We start from the raw sequence: 3,692 nt of genomic DNA on the forward strand, positions 1-3,692 counted from the left end.
ATACCGAGGTGCTGGACCTGAACGAGCGGGCCATGGCCCGGCTGACCTGCCTGAAGCGGCAGGTCGTGGTGGGCGGGGCCTCGCACCTGTTCGGAGAGCCGGGCGCGCTCGAGGCGGTCGCGCGGGCTGCGGCCGACTGGTTCGGCCAGCACCTGCACGCCCCGGACCGCTGACGGGCGCGTCCCCCTGCGGCGTGGCCCGGGCATCGCCGTTGAGCCAGATCAACGCGCGCCGTCGCCCCGCGCCCGCAGGCTGAGGCCCGACCGGCATGGGCCGGGACCGCGCCGCGAGGAGCAGCCGTGAGCACCGACGTCACGCTCGGGAGCGAGGTAGGGGACGGTGGGCCGGATGCGCCGCCGCGGACGGCCGCGGTCCTTCTCGGCGAGATCCGGGCGCTGCTCGCGGAACTGCATCCGCAGGCGCGCGCGGTGCCCCCTGTCGATCTGCGCAGCGATCTCGCGCGCGATCTCGCCCTCGACAGCCTCGGCCGCGCGGAGCTCCTGCTCCGGTTGGCGCGCACCTTCGGGGTCGCGCTGCCGGACCGGCTGATCGGCGAGGCCGCGACTCCGGGCGACCTCCTCGCGGCGATCGTGGCCGCCGGGCCGGCGAGGGAGCCCGAACCGCGTCCCGGGCCGGGGGCGCCCCTTCCGCCGGCCGAGGAACCCCTGCAGGCCGCGACGCTGCTCGACGTCCTCGCCTTCCACGTCGCTCTGCACCCCGACCGGCCGCACCTGCGCCTCTGCTTCCAGCCCGGCCCCGAGAGCGATCAGGAGACGGTTCTGACCTACGCGGATCTCGACGGGCAGGCGCGCGCCCTCGCAGCCGGCTTCCGGGCGCACGGGTTGCGCGCCGGTGACCGCGTCGCGCTCATGCTGCCGACCGGCAGCGCCTTCTTCGCGGCCTTCCTGGGAACCCTGATGGCCGGCGGGGTGCCGGTGCCGCTCTACCCGCCCGTCCGGCGCAGCCAGATCGCGGACCATCTGGAGCGGCAGGTGCACATCCTGGCCAACGCCGAGCCCCGGATCCTCGTGGCGGACGGCGAGATACAGACCTTCGCCGACAGGCTGCGCGAGCGCGTGCCGGCCCTGAGCGCGGTCGCGACGCCGGAGGAACTCGCGGGCGGCGCGCCGCTCGCCCGGGCGGCGGCCACGACGGCCGCGAGCCCGGCCCTGATCCAGTATACCTCCGGCAGCACGGGCGACCCGAAGGGCGTGGTCCTCTCCCATGCCAACCTGCTCGCCAACATCCGTGCCATGGGCGGCGCGCTCGGCGCCTCGTCGGCCGACGTCGTAGTGAGCTGGCTGCCGCTCTACCACGACATGGGGCTGATCGGCTGCTGGCTCGGGAGCTTCTACTACGGCGCGCCCGCGGTGATCCTGCCGCCCCTGGCCTTCCTGGCGGATCCGGGACGCTGGTTCCGCGCGATCCACCGCTACCGCGGCACGATCTCGGCCGCACCGAACTTCGCCTACGAACTCAGCCTCAAGGCCCTGCGCGAGGACGATCTCGCCGGCCTCGACCTCGGATCGCTGCGCGTGCTCACCAACGGGGCCGAGCCCGTCCGTGCCGACACGCTGGAGCGCTTCGCGCGGCGCTTCGCCGCCGCGGGCCTGCGGCCGACGGCGCTCGCCCCGGTCTACGGGCTCGCCGAATGCGCCGTCGGCCTCGCCTTCCCGCCGCTCGGCCGCGGCCCGCTCATCGACCGGATCGACCGGGACGCGCTCGCGCGCGACGGCGCCGCCCGCCGCGCCGGCCCGGCCACCGCTCACCCGATGGACGTCGTCGCCTGCGGGCGGCCGCTGCCCGGCCACCAGATCCGCATCGTCGACGAGGCCGGGCGGGAGGTGCCCGAGCGAGTCGAGGGGCGCCTGCAGTTCAAGGGCCCCTCCGCGACGGCCGGGTACTTCCGCAGCCCGGAGAAGACCCGCGCCCTGTTCGACGGGGACTGGCTCGACAGCGGCGACCTCGCCTACGTCGCGGCCGGCGACGTCTACGTCACCGGCCGCACCAAGGACGTCATCATCCGGGCCGGCCGCAAGATCCATCCGCAGGGGATCGAGGCGATCGCCGAAGCGGTCCCGGGGGCTCGCCGGGGCTGCGTCGCCGCCTTCGCGAGCCCGGATCCCGAGACGGGCACCGAGCGCCTCGTCCTCGCGGTCGAGACCCGGCTGACCGATCCGGCCGCGCGGGCCGCGCTGCGGCGCGCGATCGAGGCCGCACTCGCCGCGGCGCTCGAACAGCCGCCGGACGCGATCCTGCTGTGTCCGCCCCACACCGTGCCCAAGACCTCCAGCGGTAAGATCCGGCGCGCGGCGGCCCGTGCCCGTTACGAGGCGGGCGAGCTCACGGGGCCGGCGCCCGAGGGCGGCACGTTCCGGTTGCAGCTCCTGCGCGCCGCCGCCGCGGGCCGGCTCCACCGCACCGTCCGCCGCGCCGCCACGTGGGCCTACGCCGCTTGGTGGTGGCTGCTCCTCCTCGTCCTCGGCGCGCCGGTCTGGGCACTCGTCCTGGCGCTGCCCCGGCGGAGCTGGCGCCACGCCGTTCTAAGGGCCGCCGCCCGGACCTTCCTGCGGCTGAGCGGCACGCGCCTGAGCGTGACCGGCGCGCCGCTCGAACCGCAGGGCGCCGCGGTCGTCGTGGCGAACCACCAGAGCTATCTCGACGGCCTGGTCCTCGCCGCCTCTCTCCCAGGATCTCCCGTCTTTCTGGCCAAGCAGGAACTCGCCGGGCAGCGCGTGGCCGGCCCCTTCCTGCGCCGGCTCGGGACCGTGTTCGTCCACCGCGACGAGGCGACCGGCGTCTCGGACGCCGCGGCGCTGTGCGACAGGATCCGCGCGGGCGAGCGGCTCATCGCGTTCCCGGAGGGCACCTTCACCCGGAGCCCTGGCCTCCTCCCGTTCCACCTCGGCGCCTTCCAGGCCGCCTGCCGGGCCCGCGTTCCGGTCCTGCCGCTCACGCTCTCGGGCACGCGCTCGATCCTGCGGGCCGACCAGTGGTTCCCGCGCCGCGGCGCCGTCGGCCTCCATGTCGGGGCGCCGCTCGTCCCTGCGGGCGAGGACTTCCACGCCGCGCTGCGCCTGCGCGACGCCGCCCGCGCGGCGATCCTGGCGCGGAGCGGCGAGCCCGATCTGGCGGACGAGGTGCCGACCCGGCTGCCCGCCTCCGCGGCCTGATTCCAGACGGTGGCCGACCTCATGCGCGCACTTTCCCTCGAGACCACGGCCGAGCCGGTCCGGTTCGCCCGCGACACGATCCCGGGGCTCCTGCGGGAGCAAGCGAGCCGGCGCCCGGCGATGCCGGCCTACGTCGCCTACGATGGCGAGGCGGGTGATTTCGTGTCGTGGAGCTGGGACGAGGTGGCGGAGCGCGTGGAGGAACGGCGCGCGGCCCTCGCGTCTGAGGGCTTGAGCCCCGGCGACCGGATCGCGCTGTGGTTGCCCAACGGCCTCGAATGGGTGTGCTTCGATCAGGCCGCCCTGGCGCTCGGCCTCGTCGTCGTCCCGCTCTTTACCCGGGACTCGCCCGCGAGCCTGCGCGCGATCCTGGCCGATTCGGGTGCAATCCTCGTCCTCGTGCAGGGTGCCGACGACTGGCGGAGCCTCGGACCCGCGGCGGCGCCCCTGGTCCGGCGCGTGATCGCCGTCGATGCGCCCGCCGCGCCCGAGCCCGGTATCGTGCGGGGCCTCGGCGAG

At 75.7% G+C, this 3,692-nt stretch carries 2 protein-coding genes; both read left to right on the forward strand.

The features are described 5' to 3' along the window. Window positions 1–299 precede the first annotated feature (299 nt). Window positions 300–3,173 (forward strand): AMP-binding protein, encoded by a 2,874-nt coding sequence (locus tag AX737_RS24495; RefSeq protein ID WP_082773276.1) that lies wholly within the window; start codon window positions 300–302, stop codon window positions 3,171–3,173. 21 nt (window positions 3,174–3,194) lie between these two features. Then, the coding region (locus AX737_RS24500; protein ID WP_156453930.1) for an AMP-binding protein at window positions 3,195–3,692 on the forward strand (498 nt) is incomplete at its 3' end.

It is taken from the genome of Methylobacterium sp. CCH5-D2, from assembly GCF_001556475.1.
GTDB lineage: Bacteria > Pseudomonadota > Alphaproteobacteria > Rhizobiales > Beijerinckiaceae > Methylobacterium > Methylobacterium hispanicum.